Below are 22,277 nucleotides of genomic sequence, written 5' to 3'. Positions count from 1 at the left end.
AAGACAACCGCTCTCGTTGATTTTTGGACTGTCCTAGGAGTCGACTTGCCAGCTGGCGGACGCGGCTCGCTCACGACTTCCGGACACGGGCGGATTCGGCCACGCGGAATTACGCATTCCGCGCCAACGCGCCCGGATCTCCGCCGAGTTGCTCGAAAGATCCCGGCTGAATACGGGAGAAGCCTGTTCCACGCACAAAACCTTGTTCGACTGGTCGGATTCTACGCTCGCCCAGACGAACGTTTTTCGCCACCCCCTACGCTGACCAGCGCGCGCGAGTGGCCCAAACCGAGTCATGACTGGCCGGAAAATCGCTAGTTGAAGCTATGACCTCATTAGTCGGATGAAATTGCCGTTTGGTTCCCGGCGCTACGAAAGTTCTTCAGATCGACTCAACAGCGGTCCCCCCGCCGGAGTCGGCCCTACCGTGAGCCCACCGTCTTGGGAGGGCATCCGATGGATTCGGCGTCCACTGACCGACCCGCCGGGGCCGCGCGGCGATGGCGGACCGCGGCCTCGGCCGCACGCCCGGCACTGGTCCCGGTGGGCGCCGGCGTCCTGTCGCTCGTCCTGCTGAGCGGCTACACGGCGACCGGAGCGGCCGGCGAGCCACCGGCACGGATCGAGGTCGTCGACGCGCGCGTCGACTGGCCCGGACACCGTGAGGCTACCGCCGCCTTCTTCGACATACGCAACACGGGAGGCTCCGATGACACCCTGGAGTCCGTGGACTCCCCCGCGCTGGGCATCACGGTCCTCGGCCGCCGGAGCGGGGCGGGCCGGGACGCCCGGATGCGCCCGACCGGGCCGGTGGAGGTCCCCGCCCAGGGCCGACTGCGGATGACCCGCGACACCCTGGACGTCATGATCCTCGACCCGCCCGCGCTGAAACCCGGGCAGCGGGTCCCGTTCACCCTGTGGTTCCGGGACAGCGGGCCGATCCGGGTCACCGCGGTGACGGCCGGACCGGGGCGGACCGGGCCCTGAACGCACGGCGGCCGCCGGTTCCCAGGGGAACCGGCGGCCGGTCGGTGGTGCGCTCCGGTCAGCTCTCGCCCATCAGCTTCCGGATCTCGGTGATCAGCGAGACCAGCGCCTTCCGCTCAGGGATCGTGGTGTCGGGGTGCCACAGGTCCATGAGCAGGGCGGTGCGCGGACGGGAGTCGGAGTTCCACGCCTCGTGCTCGAAGGAGTAGTCGAAGAGCAGGCACTTGCCCTCCTCCCAGGTGCGCGTCTCCCCCGCGACGGTGATCCCGCAGTCCTCGGGGATGTCCACCGCGAGGTGGAGGTTGATGCTGAAGTTCCACAGATCGCAGTGCGGGGCGATCCGGGCGCCCGGCAGCAGCGTCGAGAAGTGGCTCTCCAGCAGCGGGCACAGCTTCTCGGTGTCGACCGCGTACTCCTTCAGCACCTTGTACGCCGTCGGGGCCGTCGGCTGCGACGCCTCCACCAGGGCGCCCTTGCGGAACAGATAGAGCGCCTGCCAGTTCTGCTGCGGCGTCAGATAGTGCTCGTAGTCGGAGAACTCGCCTCGCTGCTCCGCCCAGGCCGTCTCCATCTCCTGCTTGATCGCGGCGTGGTTCGCCTCGAAGGCCCGGATGATCGGCTCCAGTTCCGGGTGGCCGTACGGGTCGTGCCAGGGCTGCTGGGATATCCCCGGCATGATCCACTTGGCACCCTTCTGCATCGGGTGCCGCTCGTTCTTCGGCTGCAGCATCCGCTCGACCCGCTCGATCGAGTCGGCGCCGTACTCCTCCTTGACCAGGGCGAAGGCGTTGTCGATTTCTGGCGTCATGTCAGTCTCCTGCCTGTTCACATGAATTCACAGCGTGCTGAGTATGTACCGGGCACCGATCGCCCGGCGGGCGGAGGGCCGCTCAGGCGGCCATCGCCAGCGGGTCCTCGCCGCGCTCCGCGGAGCGCAACAGGGTGGTCAGGTCCTCGCGGGCACGGGCCACGCGGGACCGCACCGTGCCGATCGGGCACCCCGCGGCGGACGCCGCCTCCGCGTAGGGCAGGCCGAGCAGTTGGGTGAGGACGAACGCCTCCCGGCGCGGGCTCTGCAGCGCGTCCAGCAGTTCCAGCAGGGCCACCCCCTCCTCGAAGCCGGGCAGCCCGGCCGGCTGCGTCCCCTCGGCGGCCGTCTGCCAGTCCGCGACGTCGGCGACCCGCGGCCGGGCCGCCGCCGAACGGTAGCGGTCCACGACCACCCGGCGGGCGATCGAGAGCAGCCAGGTGCGCGCGCTGGAGCGCCCGGCGAACCCCGGCAGGCTCTTCAGCGCCCGCAGGAAGGTCTCCTGAGTCAGGTCGTCGGCGCCGTTCACCTCACCGACGAGTCGGGTGACGAACCGCCAGACATCATCGTATGTGGCGCGCACGAGGCGTTCCACGGCGAAGGGGCTGCCGTCCCGGGCGGCCAGTGCCCAGGCGGTCACCTCGTCGTCGTAGGGAGAGTCCGCCGGTACGGAGGGGACCGCATACGGGGCATCAAGCATGACAAATCGTCCTTCGGTGCCGCGGGTCGGCATCAGCGGGCACGACCCGGCTGGGGAAGGTGGGTGCTCCGCGAGGCCCCCTGCCCGCGCCGGGCGGGCAGGACGAAGTCGGCCGCGGAGTCAGCCACGCAACGAACACCCGGCGCGCGCGGACCGCCGGTGACGGCGGCGGGCGGGTACGCCGGTACTCCGCGCGTCGACGGCGCCGCGCGGTGCGGCGCGGACGAGGTCGACGGGCGGTTCAGCAGAAGGCGACGAAGGCGGGCGGTCCCCGACGGGAGAGGGCGTGTTGCAGGAGCGCCCCGCGCAGTCGACGCACCGGGCGCGCACCCATGGCGAAGGCACGGAAGCGACGGCTGGGCGCCCCGGCCACCGCCAGCAGGACGAGGCGAAGGGGGACGAAGACGGCCGCGAACAGACAGCGGCCGAGCCGGAAGGCCGCGGCCTCGCCGCGCCACAGCCACAGTCCGCACACCAGCGCGGCCAGGGCGTGGAGCAGCAGCATGCCGACGGCGCAGTGGCACTGGCACAGCGCCGAGAGACCGAAGGCGTCCGGCGGAATGCCGGTACCGGCGTGGACGTGGTGCGCGCCGTGCGCCGCCTGGGCGGCCTGGTGATGGTGGTGCGCATGGGCTGGGACCGGAGCGCCGGTCTCCTCCTCCGGCTGGAGCAGTCGGAAGAGGAAGTGCAGGCCCATCTGGGCGGCCACCGTGGCCCCCGTCACCATGAGCACGCCGCGCTCACGGCCGGCCAGCCACCAGGCGGCGACGGCCGTGACGAGGAAAGCGCTTGCCAACGAGAACCAGGACACGGAGGCGCCGGAGGCGAGGACATGCCCCAGGGCGGCGGTCAGCGTGCACACGGCCGCGAAGATCGCGGCACGTATGGCGCGGAGCGCCGTCCTCATGGTCATGGCACCATCGTGCCAGCCTCGCTCCCGAGAGGGGAGACCCGGCCATTATTCGCGCTGGTGAGGCGTTCTTTGGGCCAACAGGGCATAGACAAGGCCCGGGTTGGGTAGTCTTGAGCTTTTCTGTCGAGACACCGTCGAGGCACTCAGTCACTTCCGTGACGCTGGCCACATCACCGACCGTCAGATTCCCGGCGACTCAGGCACCACACCTGTCAGTGGACAAAAGTGTCCCGAATGGAAGTTGCCGACGGTACGTGCTTGGACCAGCTTTCCCATCCAGCGGGGAAAACGCAGCCGGCCCCGGCTTGTCGCGCGACGACGGCTCGGCTGCACGGCGACGTAGGAGGAGCGGCCTTGATAAGGATCCTCTTGTGCGGACACAACCTGCTGATCCGCAGCGGGCTGCGAAAGATTCTGGAAGACGAGCCGGACATCACGGTCATCGCCGAGGTGGACGGCGCGGCCGAGGCCGTGGAGGTCGCCCAGCGGCTCGGTCCCGACGTCGTCTTCGCCGAACTCGACCCGCCGCACGTCGACGGCCTCCAGCTGGCCCGGCTGCTGACCCGCGGCACCGCGGCGGACCCGGTCGGGGTGGTCTTCATCGCGCAGACCTTCGACTCCTCCCAGGCGCTGCGCGGTCTGTTGGCCGGTGCCCGCGCGTTTTTGGCCAAGAGCGATCCGCCCTGGCAGCTGGTGGCCGCGGCCCGCACGGTCGCGGCCGGCTACGCCGTACTGCCACCGGGCGTGGTGGCCAGCCTGGAACCGTGGGCGCTCCTGTGCACGGTGGACGCGCCCACCAGGTCGGACCGGTTCGGCGACCTGACGGCCCGTGAGTTCGAGGTACTGCGGCTGATGGCCGCCGGGCTGTCCAACGGGGAGATCGCCCGCTGTCTCTCGCTCGGCGAGGCCACCGTGAAGTCCCATGTCTCCCGGCTGCTGGCCAAACTGGGTCTGCGCAACCGCTCTCAGGCGGTGGCGAAGGCATACGGCGCCGGGCTGATCAGCGTGCCACCACGAGCCGCCCGGTGACCGGCGCCGGGGCGCCGCCCCACCCCGCGCCTCCGGGGCACGGCGTCGGGTCGACCGACGCCCGGTGGGTCAGCGCGGTCCGGCCGTCAGGACGAAGCGGGACTCCACTCCCGCCAGGCGGTCCAGGGCGCCGGGCAGTCCGAGGTCGAGCAGCGCGGTGAAGCCGGCCACCGTGCCGCCCGCCCGGCGGACCAGTGCCGTCGCGGCCGCCGCGGTCCGGCCGGTGGCGAACACGTCGTCGACGACGAGCACCTGCTGCCCCGGGGTGAGGACGTCGCCACGGATCTCCAACGGCGTCCCGCCGGGCCCCGGTTCCCCGTCCTCGACCAGCGTCGCTCCCGGCAGCTTCCCCGCCCAGCGGATCGGGACGAAGCCGGCGCCGAGCCGGTCGGCCAGCGGGGCCCCGAGGATGAAGCCACGCGCCTCGATGCCCACCACCACGTCGACCATCCCCCAGTAGGGGTCCGCCATGGTCTCGACGAGCGTCCCGAAGAGCCGCGCGTCGGCGAGCAGCGGGGTGATGTCCCGCACGACGCCACCGGCGCGCCGTCGGTCGGCGACCTCCCGGATCTTCCCGCGCAGTCTCGCCGTGACATCCATGCCGATCCCGTCCATGGTGTCGCCCCCCGGAAGTGATGTGGGTCCCCGTGAGCCGCAGCGGGTGGCGGGCGGGTGTGAGCCGGTGCCGCGGGTGTCGATCGGTGGCCGTGGAGGCCGCGCGGAGATATCGGCGTGCCCACCGCTGAGGCGTTCCCGCGATTGTGCCGAAGCGGTTCGCCGCGCACCATCCCTCTGGCAGCTGATTGCCACCTCCGTCCCCGGAGGGCAGTGGGCCGCCGCTCCGTCGGAAGGATGAGTTCTCACGGCGGAACCGACGGTGGAAAGGGTGGATATTCGCCCCGGATTCATGGACGCCCCGCCGCCGTCACCGGTAGGAACTCCGCTGGCGGCCAATCCACTCAACGACGGCGGAGGTGCCCGGTGTCCTTGCGTACCGTCGAAGTCGCGCATGTGCTGATCTCCCTCGTACTGCTGGTGATCGTCGCGCATTGCGGCGCCTACGCGTTCAAGGTCGTGCGGCAGCCTCCGGTCATCGGGGAAATCGTCGGCGGATTGCTCCTGGGGCCGACGGTGTTGGGCGCGATCGCTCCCGATGCGCAGGAATGGTTGATTCCGAAAGACGGTCCCAGCGCCCATGCGCTGGGGGTCTTCTACCACCTGGGGCTGTTGTTGCTGGTCTATCTGACCGGCGCCGAGCTGCGCGGTCGGGCGACCGGACCGGAGCGCCGCACCATCGCCGCCGTGGCCGTCTCCGGCCTGGTGCTGCCCTTCGGCGCGGGGCTGGCCATCGGCTACGCCTTCACGTTGGGCGGCCTCTCCGGCGACAACGGCTCGCGCGGCACCCTGGTGCTGATCTTCGGCATGGCCATCGCCGTGACCAGCGTGCCGGTCATCTCCCGGATCATGCTCGATCTCGGCATTCTGGGAACCGCTTTCTCCCGCGTGGTGTTGGCGGTCGCCGTGCTGGAGGACGTCGTGCTCTATGTGATTCTCGCCGTGGTGCTGGGAATCGCCCAGGCGCAGTCCGGCGACACCTATGGAATCGGCGGAATGATCGGCGAGGAGTCACTTCCGTGGGCCGTGGTCTACTTCAGCGTGGCCCCGCTGGTCTTCCTGGTGCTCCTCCTCTGGCGCGGTAAGCGGGTCTTCACCGTGGCGGCCTCCGCGCGCTGGAACGTCCTCGCCCGGCGCAGCCCCACCGCCTTTCTTCTGGTCTTCCTTTTCGGGCTGTGCCTGGCCTGTATGAGCCTGGGCATCGACCCGATGTTCGGCGCCCTGACGGCGGGAATGTGCGGCGCCGGGGTGCGGCGCACCGCGGCCTCCCGGGAGACGCTGCAGAACGTGTCGCTCGCCTTCTTCATTCCGGTGTATTTCGCGGTCGTCGGGTTGAAACTGGATCTCGTCCGCCATTTCGACCCGGTGTTCTTCCTGTGGTTCCTCGCGCTCGCCTGCGCGGTGAAGTTCACCAGTGTGTGGCTCGGCGCTCGGCTGGCCGGCCAGAGCGCCCCCGCGGCCGGAAACCTCGCCGTCGCGATGAACGCCCGCGGCGGCCCCGGCATCATCCTGGCCTCCGTCACCTTCGGAGCGGGCATCATCAGCGAGGAGTTCTTCACCTCGCTGGTGGTGCTGTCCATCGTGACCTCGCAGATCGCCGGGGTGTGGCTGGGCCGGACGGTCGCCCTGGAACGCCCCCTCCTGTCCCCCAGCCTGGAGGCTCCACCCCATGACGGAAGCGATGGATCCCACGGAGGCGACGGCTCCGACCGGGCCGCCGGGCCCGACGCGGCCGAGGGCCGCGGCCGCGCCGGTGACGCGGACGACGCGGCGGACAGCGCGGCGCGGGGCACGACCGCCTGACGTTCCGCGTCCGGTGATCCGCGTGGCGGTGATGGCCGGCAACGTCTTCTACCGCGCGGGGCTGGCGCACGTCCTCTCCGCCGAGGCCGCCTTCGAGATCGTCGCAGAGTGGTCGACGGTCTCCGAGGCGCGGGCGCGACTCGGCCGCCGTCGGCCCGATGTCGTCCTGGTCGGGGTGGACACGCCGGCCGCGGCGCACGTCGCCGATCTGACGCACCTGCGGGCGGCCGCGCCGTACGCGTGCCTGGTGGCGCTGTTGGCGCAGGACGACCCGCAGGCGGTCAGGCGCGTGCTGGCCGCCGGCGCCAGGGCGGCCATCCCCCAGTGCACCACCCCGGAGGAGTTGGGCGGCACCATCCGCGGGGTGGTGCGCGGCCGGGACCGGGTGGTGCTCTCCGTCTCCCAGCGCACCCTGGCCGAACTGCGGGCGCCGCGGCCGACCGTGCTCACCCACCGCGAACTGGAGATCGTCGTGCTGGTCGCCCGGGGGCTGCGCAACTCCCAGATCGCCGACGAGCTGCTGATCACCGAGGGCACGGTGAAGCGTCATCTGTCCAATGTCTACGCGAAGCTGGACGCGGCCTGCCGCACCGAGGCGGTGCGCAAGGCGATGGAGCACGGCATGGTCCCCCCGCTGCCGGCGGCACCGACCGTTGACTATGAGACGGGGTACGGCGCGGTCGGATAGACCGGTCCGCCGGGGCCAGCCGAGGCAAGCGGAGGCAGCCGAGGCCGATCGGGGCCGGCCGGGACCAACCGGGGTCACCCGGGGCCGGTCGGGGCCGGCGTGCCGGCTCGGCACGGCCCCTGGTCGGCCGGGCTACGAAGCGGCCGGGTAGGTCATCACGATCACGGCGTCCACGTCGTCCTCGGCCGCCTCGTAGAAGTGCGGCACGTCGGCGGCGAAGAAGACGAAGTCGCCGCTGCCCAGCACCACCGGGCGCTCCACCGGCCCGAGCCGCAGCGCGCCCCCCAGCACCAGGATCCGCTCCATGGTGCCCCGGCTGTGCGGCGGGCTGTCGATCCGCCGTCCGGCCTGGGCGATGCGCAGCCGCCAGATCTCGCTCAGTCCACCGGCGCCCACCCGGTCCAGCAGCTCCTGCTTACTCACCTCGGGGGCGCCGGTGCCGCGGCGCAGCACCGGGGACTGCGGGGTCGGGTCGACCAGCAGGTCCCCCAGCGGCAGGCGCAGCGCCACGGCGACGGCGGAGACGGTCTCGATGGTGGGGTTGCCCCGCCCGGACTCGATCAGCGAGAGCGTGGCCCGGCTCACCCCGGACAGCCGTGCCAGCTCCGCCACCGACAGACCACGGAACTCGCGCAGCCGACGCACCTGGGCGCCGACGGTCACCCCTACGCCGCTCGCCGCGTCCGTCGCCTGTCTGTCCATGCCGGCTCCTGTATTCGTACGGAGTAGTCAACCTATCCCGCCCGGCGCGGGGACCGGCATATGCGTCACGGAGCCCGGGAGTTCACCGGCGGCGCCCGGTGCGGCGGGCGAGGTCCTCCACGAGCGCCCGGCACTCCTCGTACTCCCGGGCCCAGAAGACCAGGCCGTGCCGACGTACGTACATCACCCGGCTGTGCGCGGCGGCCCCCGCCACGGCCTCGGCCAGCGCCACGCTGCCGTACTCCTGCGGCGGGATGACCAGCACCCCGGGCTCGTCGGCGTGTTCCAGGTCCCGCCCGAGGATGCAGTGGTTGTGCACCACGTATCGGGCGCCGACCCGCTCGCGCAGCAGATGGTGCAGGTACGCCTCGGCGGAGGGGTGCCCGTCGCCCCGGCAGCGCAGGGTCCAGCCGGCGTGGCCGGTGATCTCCACGAAGTCCTCGGGCAGGAGGTTCTTGATGTACGAGCCGCTGGCCGAGACGAAGAACCGGCCGTCGTCGGCGCTGAAGCTCACATTGCCGGCCGAGTCGATCTGGTGGGGGAACGCGCCGGCCAGCGCCCCGAGTTCCTGCGCCTGTTCGCAGCCGTCCTTGGGCGGCGGTTCGCCGGCCGGCAGGAGCTCGATGCCGATCCAGCGCGGACGGGCGGGGGCGGTGGGACGCGCCACCGTGACCGAGGCGCGCGCCGGCTCGGTGGCCGGGGCGGTCCGCCCGGTGTACCGCAGGGCGCGGGGTCGCCGTACCAGCTCCGCGATCCGGGGGCGGATCCGCTCGGGTTCGGCCTGCCCCAGGATCAGGGGGGCGAGCAGATCGGCGATGCGGACCAGGTCGTCCCGCTCGTACCCCCTTCGGGTGATCTCCTGCACTCCGAAGCGGATGGTGTCGATGTGGTTGAAGGCGACGACCCGGTTGGCGGAGACGTTCGCCCGCACCAGGCGGTCCAGGATCAGCGGGCCGCTGCCGACGCTTCGGGTGTCGACGAAGAACATGTGGTTGGCGGTGAACCCCCGGTCCGCGGCCACCAGGGGCACTCCGCGGTCGTGCAGCAGTCCGGCGAGCCCCCGGGCGTTCTCCACCACGCGGGCGGCGTATTCGCGTCCGTCGTACCAGATCTCATGGAGCGCCACGAAGAGCGCGAGGGCGGAGGCGGTGTGCTGGCTGCTCACCATTCCGCTGGAAAGGGTGTAGCCGACATTCTCCATGAGGCTCCGGTCGGAGCCCAGGATGATTCCCTTCTGCGGCCCGAACAGGGTCTTGTGGGTGTTCGCCTGGAGAATGTCGGCCCCTTCGGCGAGCGGGTCCTGGAACTGGCCGCCGGCGATCAGCCCGAGCGTGTGGGAGGCGTCGAAGACCAGCGGCACCTCGCCGGCGATCTCCTTCAGTTCGGCGAGCGGGAAGGGGAAGAGGTAGTTCATCGCGTCGACGTAGAGCAGCCGCGGCTTCTCCCGCGCGAAGACCTCCCGGGTGCGGTCGAGGTCGAGCGTGAGGTCGTCGTGGAACGCGTAGGTGCAGCTGCGCCGGCCGAAGGAGCGGCAGATCAGTTCGGTGAGGAAGTGTCCGCCGTCCTTGGTGGCCACCCGCATGACCGTGTCGCCGGGCTCGGAGAGCGCGGCGAAGGTGGTCTGCATGGCGTGCAGCCCGGAGAGGCAGCGGAACTCCGCGAAGGTGGCGCCGAAGAGCCGGCGGCACACCTCGGTGGCCGACGCCTCGATGGCGCTGACCCGGTCCAGGCCGCGCAGCAGCAGGTTGTTCAGGCGCGCGGGCGATGACTCCCGCATGTCCAGGTGCTCCAGCAGATAGCGCTCGGCGAGGGGGCTCGCCAGGGCGCGCCGGGCCAGCGGGGACAGCACCGTCTCGTTGGCGGTGAGGTGGAGCACCTCTCGCTGCTCCGCCTCCTCCTCGGCCATCAGGTCGGCGATGGCCGCGAGGGAGAGCGGGAAGGCGTCGTCTCGCTCGGACAGCATGATCCTCGGCTCCTCCGCGTGCGTCGGGGTCGCGTGGGGATGGCGGGGCGCATGCGCGAGGGCCGGCCGCCCGGGATGCGAGGATCCGTCGGCGGCCGGCCCGGCGCGATGTGGTCAGTGGGCGTCGACGCGGACCGACAGGCCCGCCTTGAGGTGGTAGGGGTAGGCCAGGCTGGCGGCGTTGCGCGCCAGGGAGAGGTAGCCGCGGCTGTTCAGGTAGGCCACCACGTTGCCCACCTCACCGGCGTCGGCGAAGGTCGGGACCAGCGTGAGCTCGAACGGCAGCACGTCGTCCAGGGTGATCCTGATCTGCCGTCCGTAGCCGATGCCCGCCTTCTCCAGGTCGGTGCGGTGGATGTTGGTCCAGATGTTGCCGAAGGGGTGGTCGATGGCCGAGACCACGCCGGTGAGCTCGGTGCCCGCGACCTCCACCGCGGGCCGGCTGAAGCGGACGATCTCGCTGTCCTTCAGCGGCCGTCCGACCTGGTCCAGCGGGAATCCGGCGGCCAGGTGGGCGGAGGGGATGGCGACCATCTCACGGCTGTAGAAGGTGGGTTCGGGGCGCTCGGGAATGACCTCGGTGGAGCTGACCTCGTACGCCTCGATATAGCCGTGCTCTTCCAGGACCGGCGTCAGCAGGCCGTTGTTGGGCGCGATGTAGATGTACGAACCCTCCTGGCGCTCGAAGCCGGCGCCCGAACCCGCCCACTGGCCGCGGGCGCCGCCCTGGGCGGCCTGCCGGATGCGCACCGCGACGGAGCGGGTCTCGGTGCCGGTGGCCGGGTAGGTGGTGGTGGCGAAGACGGTGCCCTCGGGGAAGAACCGGGGGAGGTCGACGATGTAGCGGGAGCCCTCCTCGACGTCGAACGGCGTCATCGAATGACACACGTCCACGATGGTGACGTTCGGGCAGATGCTGAGCATGAGGCCCTTGCACTGGGCCACCGAGTCGTCCGTGGTGCCGAGATCGCTCATAAAGGCGATGATGGGGCGGTGCGCTCCGTTCGAGGTCACGTGCGTCCCTCCTGCGATCGCTCCGGTTACTTGCGACGGGTCCGATGCTAGATACACGGTCCTTGGGTGACCATTGGTCGGAGGTGGCAGGCGGAGGTACATCGAAAGTCACATGCGGGTCCACCTCCTTTGCGCCTTACCCGGTCGACCGGCGAATGTTAAATTTGCGCGCTCCGACGCCCCAGACGTTTTACGCACGGGAGGTCTGCGCCATGCGCGAGGCACGAGCGTCCGGATTTCCGACCGCGGATCTCGGCATAGTCGGCGGCAGCGGGCTCTACGCCCTCGAGGGCCTGGAGGACGCCCGGGAGATCACGCTGACGACGCCGTACGGCGAGCCCAGCGGACCGCTGACACTGGGCACGGTGGGCGGGCGGCAGATCGCCTTCGTCCCGCGCCACGGGGCGGGGCACCGGATCCCGCCGTCCGAGATCCCGGCCCGGGCCAACGTCTACGCCCTGAAGTCGCTCGGGGTGAGCGAGGTGATCAGCGTCAGCGCGGTGGGCAGCCTGCGCGAGGACTACGCGCCGGGCGACCTGGTGATCCTGGACCAGCTCGTGGACCGGACCCGTGGGGCGCGCCCGGCGTCCTTCTTCGGCGACGGCATGGTGGCGCACGTCTCGCTCGCCGATCCGTACTGCGGGCGGCTGCGGCCGGCTCTGGAGCGGGCGGCCCGCGCGGCCCACCCCTCGGTCCACGGGGCCGGCACCTACTGCTGCATCGAGGGCCCGCAGTTCTCCACGCGTGCCGAGTCGCGGCTGTACCGATCCTGGGGGATGGACGTCATCGGGATGACGGCGCTGCCCGAGGCCCGGCTCGCCCGCGAGGCGGAGCTCTGCTACGTCGGGCTCGCCCTGGTCACCGACTACGACTGCTGGCACCCACGACACGGCTCGGTGGACGCGCGCACGGTGGCCGAGGTGATGAGCGCCAACGTCTCCGTGGCCAGGCGAACCCTGTCCGGCTTCGCCCGCTCCTCCACGCCGGACGACTGCACGTGCCACCGGGCGTTGGACGGCGCGGTGATGACCGATCATCAGATGCAGGCCGACTCGTCCGCCGCGTTCCCTTCCAGGTGGGTCTCGGAAGTCACGAGCCGGCCCTGACCTGGGGTCAACAGGGCGACAGCCCCTCACTTGACGGGGGCCGATCGACACATCCCCCTGGAGCCGACCAGGGGTACCGTTCTGAGTGCGACCCAAGAACGGTAGACGGGAGTCAGTGTGCCCGACGACACCAGCACACGCGCCGGGGGCGTGGGAGCGCGTATCCAGGAGATCAGGACCCTACGCGACCTGACACTCAGGGAGTTGGCCGCGAAATGCCACGTATCCCCTTCCATGCTGTCACGTATCGAGAGCGGCTCCAGGGTGCCGAGCGAGCAGGTAGTGGCTGCCGTAGCCCGTGCGCTCAGCGTCAGCGTCAGTGTGCTGCACGGACAGCCGTACATCGAACAGTTGCGGCGGGATCAGCTTGATCGCCTGATCGCGCCGTTGAGCAACGCCCTCGACGACTGGGGCATCCCCCCGGAGGACGACGACCCGGCCCCGCGTTCACTGTCCGAGCTCCAGGACGTGATCAATCATGTCCGGCAGCTTCGGACGGATTCCGAGTACGCGGACCTGGCCGAGCTCACCCCGGCGCTTCTGTCGGAGCTCTCGCACGCCACCCAGCTGTACACCGTGGCCGGCCGCGACCGCGAGCTGGCGCACTGGCTCCAGGCCGAGGCCGCCCTGGGCGCGTTCTCCGTCGCATACAAGTTCGGCTACATGGACCTTGCCCGGCTCGCGCTCTGCCGGATGGCCATGGCGGCCGCACAATCTGGTGACCCCCGGCAGGTGGCCGCTGAGCGGCTCAAGCGGGCGCAGTTGTCCACTGAGGGGCCCTCGATGGAGCGAGGGTTGCGCCTGGTCGCGCAGGCCCTCCGAGACCTGGATGACGACGGGACGCCGCAGACTCGGGCCGTGCGCGGGGGTCTGCTCCTCAAGGGTGGGCAGCTGAGCGCGCTGCTGGGAGATAAGGACGGTTCTCAGGCGCACCTGGGCGAGGCCGAGGGCATGGCGCGCGAGATCGGTGAGACCAACCACTACATGCTCGTCTTCGGGCCCACGAACGTTGCGCAGCACGCCGTGGCTGCCGCTGGTGATCGGGATGAGCACGCCGAAGCGCTGTCGATCGCGAAGGAAATCCGCGTGCCCGTGAACTACCCCGCCGCACGGCATGGGCAGCTCCTGATCGACAAGGCTCGCTCCCAGGCCCTGAGCGCACGTCTCGATGACGCGCTGGAGTCGCTGGAGAAGGCGCGGGAGGTGTCGCCGCTGCAGACCCGATATCACCCGTCGACGCGCCAGACGGTGGGTGTGCTTCTGCGGGCGCGTCCGCGGGCGTCGTCGCATCTGCTGGCCTTCTCCCGCTGGAGTGGCGTGTAAACCATCCTTTGTCAAGGGGGTTGGTGTTGCCTATCGGTCAACGCCAGCCCCCTTGTTCGTCGGCACGATGTGGCAGCCAGCACATCCCCCTGCACATGGAGCCGACCATGACGATCCGTTCACTGCCGTGGAGGCCGCCCAGCAGCGGCGAGATCGAGACGCAGCCCGCCGGCCGATCGTGGGACGCCGTGCGCGTGCCCTCGCTGATCGGCGTGCGCGCCCTGACGCTCCTCGGGGACGACTCCGGGGCGGTCATCGCGGACGCCCATGGCGCGGTCTGGTACTGGCTGGTGGCGCCCGGCGCCGCCTCGGACTGGACACTGTGCCGAGTGCTCAGCGCCGGGTCATACGTCGCCGTGCCCCCGGCGCACCGTACGGGCGGCTCGGGGCTGCACTGGCGCGTGGCCCCGGAACCCTGCGACTACCTCACCGACCCCGGCCGGCTGCACTCCGCGCTGCTCGCCGCTGCCCAGGCCGTGAAGCCCTGTGAGCGGTGCGACCGGCTGACCGACCAGCCGGTGGCCGTCGCGGAGACGCACGGCGCCAGCAACCCCGGCCGCACCGTCTACGCCTGCCCGGACTGCGCCCCGCACTTCCCGAAGCAGCTCGACCCGCTCGACCAGGCCGCGGCCGGCCGCCGCGCGCTGGAAGGGCGAGCCCGGTGAGGTCCAGCCACACGACGCGTCCCGCCGGGCAGCAGCTCCGCGCGGCGCTGCTGGAGGCCGCCGGCCCCCAGACCACCCCCGTTCAGGAGGCGTGGAGGGACTACCTCACCCACGCCTCGGCCTGCCCCAAGTGCCGGAACTCTGCGGCGTGCCCGACGGGGACGAGACGCCTGGGCAGCTACAAGGAGACCCTGGCCGAGGCGCGCAAGATCGTGCTGCGGGCCCCGCACCACGACGAAACCGTGGTGGTCGGCCGCCGCGCCTAGACCGGGTGGGCTCGTCTCCGGCTCCATGCCTCGGCCGGACACCGCGCGCGCCCACCCAGGGCCGCCGGCGGGGAACAGGGATGGTCCTTCCGCCGGCGGCCCACCCCAAGCCCCTGCCCCGGCCGCTCCTTATCGGTGAGGACGGTCCGGCCGGGGCAGGCCCCACCGAGCGTCACGCGCTCGCCCTGAACCCCCGCGCCCCGCCTGCGGTTGACCGAGATCCCTCAGCCGGGGCGCGGCCACCATCCGACAGATGACGCCATCACGTTCGAGGCACTCGCCTCCTTGTCGAGCGCCGTCCGCAGCACCGCCGTGACATCCAGGGCCGGGTCGGAGGCGCGCAGGATGTCCATCGCGCGCGCGATCACCTCGTCGCAAGCATCCGGCGGTGCTGCCGTCAACGCGGCCCGCACCCACCCCGCGACCCCAGCCGCGTCGGCTGGCGGGGGCACCTCCCACGGCAGCGGGAGCCCGTCGGTGGCGTACGGGGCGGCCGGGAGCCCCACTCGCTCGGGATGGACACACACCGGCACCCCGGCCTCGGTAAAGCGGTGGCCGGTGGCCTGGTCGAAAGGGCAGTCACGGGACGGCCGCTCGTGCACGTCGAAAGCGCCGCCGGGCAGGCGTAGCGACGGGCAGATGTCGCACACCGGCCGGTCTTCGCCGCTGGAGAACGGGGGATGCGTCCTGTTGTCCTCCGTCACCGGCGACCTCCCGCGCGACACGACCGGCCGTCGGGCCGAAGCCTAGCCCTGCTGCCCAGCCCGCGCGCCGCCCTCCCGGCGCGCGGGCGGGGCTTCGTGGACCTTTCAGAAATCCTGGCGGCCGCCTGTGCCTGCCGACCGGCCGCCCCGGGCCCGCCGTCCCCTCCCTTCGGGGATCGCGCATGGGACAGCGTTCGCAGAGCTGGGCTGGCCCTATCAGCTCACTTTGATCTCGCCCGCGAAGATGATGACCTGGTCGATGAGGCTCCGCCGCAGATGGACGACGTCCGTTCCCGCCAGGCGGGGGCCTCCATCGGGCGTGGTGAAGACCCACCGGTACCGGGCCCACTCGTCGGGCATGTCCACCGCCGAGCAGCGCACCATCGTGCCGGTCCCCGCCGGGTGGCGACGGATGTCCAGCACGAACCGTTCGACCGCCTCGATCCCCTCACTGCGGCCCAACGGTCCCCAGAAGATGACGTCCGAGGTCAGGGCCTGGGAGAGCAGCCCAGCCACATAGCTGTCGTCCGAGGCGTTGAACGCGGAGATGAACATGTCGATCGCGGCCTGTGCGGTCTCTTCATGCATGCACCAGTAGTACCAGTCCATTTCGCGGCACGTGTTCGTCCTCGCGCCCAGCCACACCGCCCGACATCGTCACCCTGGAGCTCCTCACGGGCGCCCTGCTGAAGGTCGAGCAGGAGATCGGCGGCTTCCAGGCGCCGGCCGAATGTGGTGACGGACGATGACTCGGCCTGTACATCGGGTACTGTCGGTCCCCCCTGAGAGCCGGGTGCCGAGTCTGCTGCGGGGCCGTACGGTCCGGTCGGCGTGAGCGCGGGCCCGCCTCGTTCCTCCTTCCCCGCGCCAGCCCGGCGCCTGAGAGGTGCTCATGGAAGCCGTCGACACGCCCGAGAACCAAGAGACGTACGAGACGTACGACAAGCTCATCAAGCTGCTCGACCACCACGGTGCGCAGTACCGGTTGATCGACCACCCGCCGGAGGGGCGGACGGAGATCGTCAGCCCCATGCGCGGGAACGACGTCTCCGAGGCCGCGAAGTGCATCGTGGTGATGGTGAAGCTCGGCAAGAAGGTCACCAAGTACGTGCTGGCGGTGGTCCCCGGTGACGTACGGGTGGACCTGGGCAGCATCAAGGCCCTGCTGGGCGGGACGTACACGGCCTTCGCCTCGGCGGACATCGCCGAGCGGCTGGCCGGGAGCGTGGCCGGCACCATCCTGCCGTTCTCGTTCCACCCGGATCTGGAGCTGATCGTCGACCCGTCGCTGCTGGAGAAGGAGGAGCTCTTCTTCAACGCGGCGCGGCTGGACCGGTCGATGGCGCTCCGCACCAAGGACTACGTCGCGATTGCGTCTCCTCGGGTGGAGTCGATCGCGGCTCCCGTGGCCTGACCACGGCTGCTCCGCTCCCGGGGCGTATCGCCTCCGCCGCGTTCCGGACACCTTTCCGGCGACGGCTCAGGGCTGCCCACGGTGTTCGTTATGCTGGTCACTAGTGTCAACATCCTGGACACCGTGGGCGATACGCCCCTTTTGATCGAGGCTTCCTCGAAGGCAGGAGCAGTCTCATGCCGGCACCCGAGGCCGTCGGCACGACATCCCGCGCGGGGGCCCGCGCGGTCCTGGTCAACGATCTTTCCGTGCTGCTGGTGGCCGTGATCTGGGGTTCCAGTTACGTCGTCATGCAGGACGTCGGGGAGTCGGTGTCGGCGGCGAGCTTCCTCGCGTTACGGTTCCTGACCGCCATCCCCGCCATCGCGCTGATCGCGGCGGCCACACTGCCCCGCATCACCCGCTCCGAGCTGCTGTCGGGCGTCGCCTTCGGTGCGCTGCTGTACGGGATCCTGATCCTGGAGACGGTCGGCGTCAAGCACACCTCGGCGGCCAACTCCGGCTTCCTGATCACCATTTCGGTGATCCTCGTCCCCGTCTTCGAACGCGTCATCAGCCGCCGTGACCAGCCGTGGATGGTCTACGCGGCGACCGTCACCGCCCTGTTCGGCTGCGGGCTGCTGCTCCTCGCGGACGGGCTGCATCCACGACCGGGCGACCTGATCATCCTCGCGGCGGCCTTCGTGCGCGCCACCCAGATCACCCTCTTCGGCCGCAAGTCCACCGGCACCGGCCCGCAGTCGCTGGCCAATCTGACGCTGGTCGAGTTCTGCGTCGTGTGCCTGCTGGCCACCGCGACCTCCGGCTTCAGCGACTCCCCGGTGTGGTCCGCCATCGGCTCCGTCTCCGGGACGAACTGGCTGCTCATCGCCTATCTGGGCGTCCTGGGCACGAGTTACGCGTTCTTCGTTCAGCTGCGGGCGGCGCGCTTCTCCAGCTCCACCCGGGTGGGCCTCATCCTGGCCACCGAGCCGCTGTTCGCCACCGTCTTCGCCGTCGCGGCCGCCGGGGAGGGCATCGGCCTGCTCCAGGGGCTGGGCGGCGCGCTCATCGTGCTGGCGGCCACCGTCGGCCGGCATTTCGAGGGACGATCGAAACCCGCACCCCCGACAGCGCCCGAACGGGCCCCGAAGAGTGAAAGGGTGGGCTGATCATGTCGGCAACGGAGGCGTACGGACCGCTCTTCGACGCACATCTACACATCATCGACCCCCGGTTCCCGCTCGTCGGCAACCAGGGCTTCGTCCCCGAACCCTTCACCGTGGAGGACTACCGACGGCGCACCGCCGGGCTGCGCGTCACCGGCGGCGCGGTGGTCTCCGGTTCGTTCCAGGGCGTCGACCAGAGCTATCTGCTGGACGCGCTGCGCACGCTCGGGCCGCGCTTCGTCGGCGTCACCCAGCTGGAGCCCTGGGTCAGCGACGAGCAGATCACCGTGCTGAACACCGCGGGCGTCCGGGCGGTGCGCTTCAACCTCTTCCGGCAGGGGCGGGAGAGCCTCGACGCGCTGCTGGAGTTGGGGCACCGGGTGGCGGCTGTGGCGGGCTGGCACGTGGAGGTCTACGTGGACGCCCGCGAGCTGGGCGAGCTGGCGGACCGGCTCGCCGGCCTGCCGCGGATCAGCATCGACCACCTGGGCCTGTCGGCGGAGGGGCTGCCCGAGCTGCTGCGCCTGGTGGAGCGCGGCGCGCGGGTCAAGGCGACCGGCTTCGGGCGGGGCGACCTCGATGTGGCAGCCGCGCTGAAGGCGGTCGGCGAGGTCAACCCCGAGGCGCTGCTGTTCGGCACCGACCTCCCCTCCACCCGGGCCCGCGCCCCCTTCGCGGACGGTGATGTGGCGCTGGTGTACGAGGCGCTCGGCGAGCGCCTGGCCCGGATGGCGCTGCACGACAACGCCGTGGACTTCTACCACCTGCGAACGGCGGCACGCTTCCCCGCGTAGGCCCTCTCAAGGCGCACGCTTGGTAAGGGTTCATGCGTGCGAACACTGTCAAGAAGTGGCTTTGAGCCTTTATTCCTGGCAAATCAGCCGCTGCCGGTCATGTGTGCGATTCCGTTGCTACGTTCTGCCCGTCGTGACAGCGGCATGAGCCGCCGTCCTTGCAGGGAGGGTATGCATGAGCATCGGAGAACGGCAGTCGAGGCGGCGTGGTGCGCCAGGGCGGGCGCGGAGCCGTGAATCGTCCGGCGCCTTCCGCGAGGCGGGGAGAAGACGTACGGGGGTGGCGGTCGCCAGAGGCAGAATCGCGGCGGTGATCGGAGCGATCGCGCTGATCGCCACCGCGATGCTCGCCGGTACGGCGGGCACGGCCGCCGCTGCGGAACGGGGGTCGCGGGCCGCGGCAGCCGAGTGGGTCTGCTCCAACACGCCCGTTCCGCCCGGGTACGTCACCACCGACTACAACCGTAGCGGCTGCAACGGCATGGGCTCCTGGTACCAGGAGCCCGTCCGTGACGGCATATGGGCCTGCTCGGGCTCAACCGTCGCGCCCGGGTACGTCTACACCGACCTCAACCGTATCGGCTGCAACGGCCAGGGCGCGTGGTACCACGAACGGGTCCGTGACCGCATATGGGCTTGCTCGGGCTCAACCGTCGCGCCCGGGTACGTCTACACCGACCTCAACCGTAACGGCTGCAACGGCCAGGGCGCGTGGTTGCACGAACGGGTCCGTGACGGCATATGGGCCTGCTCGGGCTCAACCGTCGCGCCCGGGTACGTCTACACCGACCTCAACCGTAACGGCTGCAACGGCCAGGGCGCGTGGTTGCACGAACGGGCCCGTGACGGCATATGGGCCTGCTCGGGCTCAACCCTCCCGCCCGGGTACGTCTACACCGACCACAACCGTATCGGCTGCAACGACCAGGGTGCGTGGTACTACCAACTGCCCCGCGACGGCGTATGGGTCTGCTCGGGCTCACCCGTCCCGCCCGGCTACCGCAGCACCAACCACAACAGTAGCGGCTGCAACGGCCAGGGTGCGTGGTACCTCGTGCGCGCCTGACCGACCCCGATCGCGTAGGCCGGAGGCACCGCGCACCCCGCGGCGCCTCCGGTGCGTGAATGACCGCCCAGCGGGGCGGAGCGGGTCAGGCGTGGCAGGACAGCGGCCGGCCGCCGTTGTAGGCGACCATGTCGGCGAGCGCGGCGACGGCGTCGATGGTGGCGCCGGGGGCCGCGCCGCCGAGTTCGGCGTAGGCGCGGTGCAGGTTGCCGACGATGCGCTCCTTGTCGGCGAGGTCGGCGTAGCGGCCGAGGTCGGTCTCGCGGGCGGTGTCGAGCGGGGACAGGCCGGCCTCGCGGCCCCGGCGGGCGGTGTCCTGGACGAAGCGGAGGTAGCCGAGGACGTCGTCGATCAACTCGGGGCCGGCGACCGGGCCGTGGCCGGCCACGATGGTCTCGGCGCCGAGCGGGGCGAGGACGTTCTCCAGGACGTCGACGGCACCGGCGATGGAGCCCTGCACGAGGAACGGGGTGCCGCCGTTGAAGAGCAGGTCGCCGGCGAACAGGACGCGGCGCTCCGGGATCCAGAGGATGGAGTCGTTGGTGGTGTGCGCCGCGGTGCCCACATGACGCACCTCGCAGCGCAGGTCGTCCACCCAGAGCGTGACGCCCTCGGTGTACGTGAGGAACGGCGGCTCCGGCTCGAAGTCGCCCCACTCCACGTCGGTCCAGAACGGGGCGGAGCGGGGCGGGCCCCAGGCGCGGATGCCCTCCCGCACGCCCTCGTGGCCCACGACGGTGGCGCCGTGGAAGAGGTGGTTGCCGAAGGTGTGGTCGCCGTGGTGGTGGGTGTTGACCAGGGTGCGGACCGGCTGTGGGGTCACCGTCTTGATGGCGTCCAGGTAGGCGCGGGTGCGGCGTTCGGTCGAGCAGGCGTCGACGCTGATCACGCCGCGACGGCCGACGAGGAAGCCGGTGTTGTTGATCCACCAGGTGCCGTCCGGCTGGACGTAGGCGTAGACGTCCGCGCTCACCTCCTCCACCCGGGGCGGGCCTGGCAGGGAGATGTCGTGTGGGCTGCTGCTCATCGGCGTCGTCTCCTCGGGGTCCGCGGACACGGAGCGAGTGGATCCGTGATGGTGGGCGAGCGCCAGACTAGTCAACCAGGACGACGGGCGGACCAGCGCCGGGGGCCATGAGCGCTGTGACGACAGTGGATTGACGTCCCGTCAGCGGCGTGGCGCCGGTCCGAAGTAGGACCGGCGCCACATCCACCGGGAGACGGTGTCACTCGGACGTCCCGCTCAGTAGCCGGGTCCGGGAGTCGCCGGCGGCTCGGGGGGCGGCGGCGGCTCGGGGGCCTCCGGGCTCTCGGGCGCCTCCGGAGAGGCGGGCGGGGGCGGCTCGACGGGCGCGGGGGACTCGGCGGGCTCCGGCGGCTCCGGCTTCTCCGGGGGCGGGGTCGGGCTCGGCGCGGGGCTGGTGGCCGGGCGCGGCACCAGCTGGTCGGCCTGGCCGGTGTTGCCCTTCTGACCGGTGGGGCGCTTGAACCACTCGCGCTTCTCCTGGTCGTAGAGGGTGAAGGCGTCGACCGGCTTGTCGCCCGGCGTGACCGTCGTCGTGTTCGACCGCTGGTAGGAGGGCCAGGGCTTGCCCTGGGGCTTGGGGTTCTCCTGGGCCACCGGCGGGGTCAGCGGGTTGCCGCAGGCGCAACGGACCTTGGGCTCGCCCTTGGAGTTCACCAGGACCGCGGTCCCGGACTGGAGCACGGCCTGGAACTCGGTGGCCGCGCCGTCGCGGAAGCCGTGGTTGGTGACGCGGGTGTCCAGACGCAGTTGGACGGGGGTGAGTCCGCGCAGGTAGTCGGGGATCTCCTGCGCCTTGATGCCGAGAACGCCGGCGAAGGCGTCGGCCTTGGCCTGATCGCCCTTCAGGAAGGCGACCTGCTGTTCGACATCGCAGCTCGCGACGTTGCGGGTGCCGCCGTACAGGCCGGGCTCGGTGCCGTTGGCGGCACGGGTGGCGCCGGCCGGGCCGGTGGTGGTCTTGGGGGCGGGCGAGGGGGAGCCGGTGGGCTCGGAGTCCTTGGCGGTGGAGCCGGTGAACGGGTCGGGGCCGCCGTCGCCGGCCGCCTGGAGGAAGATCTCCCCACCCGCCTGCTCCTTGTCCTTCTCCTTGTCGCCGTACTCGTCCCCGCCCTGGAGGCCGAAGTAGAGGGCGAGCGCGATCGCCACCACCGCGGCGCCGACGATCAGCGCGATCCGCGGGGCCGACTTCCACCAGGGCCCCTCGCCACGGCCGCCGGGCTCACCGCCCCCGCCGCCGCCTCCACCGCCCCCACCGCCGCCGTCGGAGGGCGGACCGGACGGGGGCACGCTCGGCGATTCGTACGGCGCCGTCGGCTCGGCCGGGGCGGGGCCGCCGGGCGGGGCGCCGGATCCCGGCCGCTGCCCCGAGCCCTGCCCGGAGAGGGGGCCGGAGGGCGGGCCCGAGGGGGGACCGCTGGGACGCTCTTTCGACGGCGGTTGGGACGTCACGGGCCCTACTCCCAGGTAGGTAGCGGATTCCTCCGGGGTCATCCGGAGCGTCTGGCGCCAACCGGGCAAGACCAGTTGGACAACTCCGCATGA

23 protein-coding genes are annotated in these 22,277 nt (G+C 71.1%); 12 read left to right on the top strand and 11 right to left on the bottom strand.

Going from position 1 to position 22,277, the window contains the following annotated elements:
• The first annotated feature begins 456 nt into the window (after positions 1-456).
• The gene (locus LRS74_RS30190) at positions 457-987 is read left to right on the top strand and encodes a copper chaperone PCu(A)C (protein ID WP_277743978.1); all 531 of its coding nucleotides are present in this window, start codon (positions 457-459) and stop codon (positions 985-987) included.
• A 58-nt stretch (positions 988-1,045) separates the two neighbouring features.
• Here the strand turns inward: LRS74_RS30190 and LRS74_RS30185 are convergent, their stop codons facing one another.
• From LRS74_RS30185 to LRS74_RS30175, 3 genes are all read right to left on the bottom strand, one after another.
• Positions 1,046-1,795, bottom strand: coding sequence for an aspartyl/asparaginyl beta-hydroxylase domain-containing protein (locus LRS74_RS30185; protein WP_277743977.1), 750 nt, complete (start codon positions 1,793-1,795; stop codon positions 1,046-1,048).
• An 82-nt stretch (positions 1,796-1,877) separates the two neighbouring features.
• Positions 1,878-2,495 carry a sigma-70 family RNA polymerase sigma factor gene (locus tag LRS74_RS30180; RefSeq protein WP_277743976.1) on the bottom strand — a complete coding sequence of 206 codons (618 nt, stop codon included), beginning with the start codon at positions 2,493-2,495 and terminating at the stop codon, positions 1,878-1,880.
• A gap of 241 nt (positions 2,496-2,736) precedes the next feature.
• Positions 2,737-3,408 carry a hypothetical protein gene (locus tag LRS74_RS30175; RefSeq protein ID WP_277743975.1) on the bottom strand — a complete coding sequence of 224 codons (672 nt, stop codon included), beginning with the start codon at positions 3,406-3,408 and terminating at the stop codon, positions 2,737-2,739.
• Between the two features lie 354 nt (positions 3,409-3,762).
• Here LRS74_RS30175 and LRS74_RS30170 point away from each other — a divergent pair, with 354 nt between their 5' ends.
• Positions 3,763-4,437 (top strand): response regulator transcription factor, encoded by a 675-nt coding sequence (locus LRS74_RS30170; protein WP_277743974.1) that lies wholly within the window; start codon positions 3,763-3,765, stop codon positions 4,435-4,437.
• 69 nt (positions 4,438-4,506) lie between these two features.
• Here the strand turns inward: LRS74_RS30170 and LRS74_RS30165 are convergent, their stop codons facing one another.
• A complete protein-coding gene (locus tag LRS74_RS30165; RefSeq protein WP_277743973.1) occupies positions 4,507-5,052 on the bottom strand; it encodes an adenine phosphoribosyltransferase in 546 nt (181 codons plus the stop codon).
• A gap of 366 nt (positions 5,053-5,418) precedes the next feature.
• Here LRS74_RS30165 and LRS74_RS30160 point away from each other — a divergent pair, with 366 nt between their 5' ends.
• Both LRS74_RS30160 and LRS74_RS30155 read left to right on the top strand, forming a co-directional pair.
• Positions 5,419-6,855, top strand: a complete 1,437-nt coding sequence (locus LRS74_RS30160; RefSeq protein ID WP_277743971.1) for a cation:proton antiporter — start codon at positions 5,419-5,421, stop codon at positions 6,853-6,855.
• A gap of 31 nt (positions 6,856-6,886) precedes the next feature.
• On the top strand, positions 6,887-7,543 hold the full coding sequence (locus LRS74_RS30155) for a response regulator transcription factor (RefSeq protein ID WP_277744992.1): 657 nt from the start codon (positions 6,887-6,889) through the stop codon (positions 7,541-7,543).
• 132 nt (positions 7,544-7,675) lie between these two features.
• On the opposite strand, the gene LRS74_RS30150 is transcribed toward LRS74_RS30155, so the two are convergent.
• The 3 genes from LRS74_RS30150 to LRS74_RS30140 all read right to left on the bottom strand — a co-directional run bounded on the left by LRS74_RS30150 (position 7,676) and on the right by LRS74_RS30140 (position 11,183).
• Positions 7,676-8,245, bottom strand: a complete 570-nt coding sequence (locus LRS74_RS30150) for a helix-turn-helix domain-containing protein (RefSeq protein ID WP_277743970.1) — start codon at positions 8,243-8,245, stop codon at positions 7,676-7,678.
• An 82-nt stretch (positions 8,246-8,327) separates the two neighbouring features.
• On the bottom strand, positions 8,328-10,208 hold the full coding sequence (locus LRS74_RS30145) for a fluorothreonine transaldolase (RefSeq protein ID WP_277743969.1): 1,881 nt from the start codon (positions 10,206-10,208) through the stop codon (positions 8,328-8,330).
• Positions 10,209-10,322: 114 nt separating this feature from the next.
• The gene (locus LRS74_RS30140) at positions 10,323-11,183 is read right to left on the bottom strand and encodes an adenosyl-fluoride synthase (protein ID WP_277743968.1); all 861 of its coding nucleotides are present in this window, start codon (positions 11,181-11,183) and stop codon (positions 10,323-10,325) included.
• 251 nt (positions 11,184-11,434) lie between these two features.
• Between LRS74_RS30140 and mtnP the strand changes: the two genes are divergently transcribed.
• The 4 genes from mtnP (at position 11,435) to LRS74_RS30120 (ending at position 14,582) form a co-directional block, all read left to right on the top strand.
• The gene (gene mtnP / locus LRS74_RS30135; protein ID WP_277743967.1) at positions 11,435-12,328 is read left to right on the top strand and encodes an S-methyl-5'-thioadenosine phosphorylase; all 894 of its coding nucleotides are present in this window, start codon (positions 11,435-11,437) and stop codon (positions 12,326-12,328) included.
• A gap of 117 nt (positions 12,329-12,445) precedes the next feature.
• On the top strand, positions 12,446-13,651 hold the full coding sequence (locus tag LRS74_RS30130; protein ID WP_277743966.1) for a helix-turn-helix transcriptional regulator: 1,206 nt from the start codon (positions 12,446-12,448) through the stop codon (positions 13,649-13,651).
• 107 nt (positions 13,652-13,758) lie between these two features.
• Complete coding sequence (locus LRS74_RS30125) at positions 13,759-14,316, top strand: hypothetical protein (RefSeq protein WP_277743965.1); 558 nt, start codon at positions 13,759-13,761, stop codon at positions 14,314-14,316.
• Positions 14,313-14,582: a hypothetical protein gene (locus LRS74_RS30120; protein WP_277743964.1), complete on the top strand. Its 270-nt coding sequence runs from the start codon at positions 14,313-14,315 to the stop codon at positions 14,580-14,582. Before LRS74_RS30125 ends, LRS74_RS30120 begins: the two co-directional genes overlap by 4 nt.
• Positions 14,583-14,806: 224 nt before the next feature.
• Here the strand turns inward: LRS74_RS30120 and LRS74_RS30115 are convergent, their stop codons facing one another.
• Both LRS74_RS30115 and LRS74_RS30110 read right to left on the bottom strand, forming a co-directional pair.
• Positions 14,807-15,286 carry a hypothetical protein gene (locus tag LRS74_RS30115; protein WP_277743963.1) on the bottom strand — a complete coding sequence of 160 codons (480 nt, stop codon included), beginning with the start codon at positions 15,284-15,286 and terminating at the stop codon, positions 14,807-14,809.
• Between the two features lie 216 nt (positions 15,287-15,502).
• Complete coding sequence (locus LRS74_RS30110) at positions 15,503-15,874, bottom strand: nuclear transport factor 2 family protein (RefSeq protein WP_277743962.1); 372 nt, start codon at positions 15,872-15,874, stop codon at positions 15,503-15,505.
• Between the two features lie 304 nt (positions 15,875-16,178).
• Between LRS74_RS30110 and LRS74_RS30105 the strand changes: the two genes are divergently transcribed.
• The 4 genes from LRS74_RS30105 (at position 16,179) to LRS74_RS30090 (ending at position 19,708) form a co-directional block, all read left to right on the top strand.
• Positions 16,179-16,700, top strand: coding sequence for a YbaK/EbsC family protein (locus tag LRS74_RS30105; RefSeq protein WP_277743961.1), 522 nt, complete (start codon positions 16,179-16,181; stop codon positions 16,698-16,700).
• Between the two features lie 176 nt (positions 16,701-16,876).
• Positions 16,877-17,851, top strand: coding sequence for a DMT family transporter (locus LRS74_RS30100; protein ID WP_277743960.1), 975 nt, complete (start codon positions 16,877-16,879; stop codon positions 17,849-17,851).
• 2 nt (positions 17,852-17,853) lie between these two features.
• A complete protein-coding gene (locus LRS74_RS30095) occupies positions 17,854-18,642 on the top strand; it encodes an amidohydrolase family protein (RefSeq protein ID WP_277743959.1) in 789 nt (262 codons plus the stop codon).
• Between the two features lie 310 nt (positions 18,643-18,952).
• Positions 18,953-19,708 (top strand): hypothetical protein, encoded by a 756-nt coding sequence (locus LRS74_RS30090; protein WP_277743958.1) that lies wholly within the window; start codon positions 18,953-18,955, stop codon positions 19,706-19,708.
• An 85-nt stretch (positions 19,709-19,793) separates the two neighbouring features.
• Here the strand turns inward: LRS74_RS30090 and LRS74_RS30085 are convergent, their stop codons facing one another.
• Together LRS74_RS30085 and LRS74_RS30080 are read right to left on the bottom strand one after the other, a co-directional pair.
• Positions 19,794-20,735, bottom strand: coding sequence for an MBL fold metallo-hydrolase (locus tag LRS74_RS30085; RefSeq protein ID WP_277743956.1), 942 nt, complete (start codon positions 20,733-20,735; stop codon positions 19,794-19,796).
• Between the two features lie 216 nt (positions 20,736-20,951).
• Positions 20,952-22,022 carry a DUF6777 domain-containing protein gene (locus tag LRS74_RS30080; RefSeq protein WP_277743955.1) on the bottom strand — a complete coding sequence of 357 codons (1,071 nt, stop codon included), beginning with the start codon at positions 22,020-22,022 and terminating at the stop codon, positions 20,952-20,954.
• Between the last annotated feature and the right edge of the window lie 255 nt (positions 22,023-22,277).

The organism is Streptomyces sp. LX-29 (assembly GCF_029541745.1).
Lineage (GTDB): Bacteria > Actinomycetota > Actinomycetes > Streptomycetales > Streptomycetaceae > Streptomyces.
This window is presented reverse-complemented; position numbering and strand designations above follow the sequence as displayed.

Coding starts and splice junctions, on each gene's coding strand:
- LRS74_RS30190 (WP_277743978.1), top strand. CDS start 457: ATGGATTCGGCGTCCACTGACCGACCCGCCGGGGCCGCGCGGCGATGG.
- LRS74_RS30185 (WP_277743977.1), bottom strand. CDS start 1,795: ATGACGCCAGAAATCGACAACGCCTTCGCCCTGGTCAAGGAGGAGTAC.
- LRS74_RS30180 (WP_277743976.1), bottom strand. CDS start 2,495: ATGCTTGATGCCCCGTATGCGGTCCCCTCCGTACCGGCGGACTCTCCC.
- LRS74_RS30175 (WP_277743975.1), bottom strand. CDS start 3,408: ATGACCATGAGGACGGCGCTCCGCGCCATACGTGCCGCGATCTTCGCG.
- LRS74_RS30165 (WP_277743973.1), bottom strand. CDS start 5,052: ATGGACGGGATCGGCATGGATGTCACGGCGAGACTGCGCGGGAAGATC.
- LRS74_RS30155 (WP_277744992.1), top strand. CDS start 6,887: ATGGCCGGCAACGTCTTCTACCGCGCGGGGCTGGCGCACGTCCTCTCC.
- LRS74_RS30150 (WP_277743970.1), bottom strand. CDS start 8,245: ATGGACAGACAGGCGACGGACGCGGCGAGCGGCGTAGGGGTGACCGTC.
- LRS74_RS30145 (WP_277743969.1), bottom strand. CDS start 10,208: ATGCTGTCCGAGCGAGACGACGCCTTCCCGCTCTCCCTCGCGGCCATC.
- LRS74_RS30140 (WP_277743968.1), bottom strand. CDS start 11,183: ATGAGCGATCTCGGCACCACGGACGACTCGGTGGCCCAGTGCAAGGGC.
- mtnP (WP_277743967.1), top strand. CDS start 11,435: ATGCGCGAGGCACGAGCGTCCGGATTTCCGACCGCGGATCTCGGCATA.
- LRS74_RS30125 (WP_277743965.1), top strand. CDS start 13,759: ATGACGATCCGTTCACTGCCGTGGAGGCCGCCCAGCAGCGGCGAGATC.
- LRS74_RS30110 (WP_277743962.1), bottom strand. CDS start 15,874: ATGCATGAAGAGACCGCACAGGCCGCGATCGACATGTTCATCTCCGCG.
- LRS74_RS30105 (WP_277743961.1), top strand. CDS start 16,179: ATGGAAGCCGTCGACACGCCCGAGAACCAAGAGACGTACGAGACGTAC.
- LRS74_RS30100 (WP_277743960.1), top strand. CDS start 16,877: ATGCCGGCACCCGAGGCCGTCGGCACGACATCCCGCGCGGGGGCCCGC.
- LRS74_RS30095 (WP_277743959.1), top strand. CDS start 17,854: ATGTCGGCAACGGAGGCGTACGGACCGCTCTTCGACGCACATCTACAC.
- LRS74_RS30085 (WP_277743956.1), bottom strand. CDS start 20,735: ATGAGCAGCAGCCCACACGACATCTCCCTGCCAGGCCCGCCCCGGGTG.